This window comes from Mesorhizobium sp. GbtcB19 (assembly GCF_019091085.1).
Taxonomy (GTDB): domain Bacteria; phylum Pseudomonadota; class Alphaproteobacteria; order Rhizobiales; family Rhizobiaceae; genus Mesorhizobium.
This window is the reverse complement of record NZ_JAGXJY010000469.1, coordinates 1-239: the sequence shown is the minus strand read 5'-3', so window position 1 is coordinate 239 and position 239 is coordinate 1. Positions and strand designations below refer to the sequence as shown.

Genomic DNA, 239 nt, shown 5'->3' with positions numbered 1-239 from the left:
CAACCATCGCGCGCTTTCCCAATTTGCGCGCCATCCTGACCCTGGGTTCGCTCGCGCACCAGCCGACGGTGCGGGCGCTGGGCGAGCGCGTCGCGGCCATCCCGTTCCGTCATGGCGGACGGCAGGAGGCCGGCGGCATCGCGCTGTTTTCCAGCTATCACTGCTCGCCCTACAACACCAATACGGGCGTGCTGACGGGAGAAAAGTTCGCCAGGGGGTTCAGGGGGATAGGGGCGTTC

Annotated in this window: 1 pseudogene; it reads left to right on the top strand. The window is 66.9% G+C overall.

The features are described 5' to 3' along the window. A pseudogene (locus KVT37_RS32760) lies at positions 1-239 on the top strand (uracil-DNA glycosylase); the annotation flags it as partial.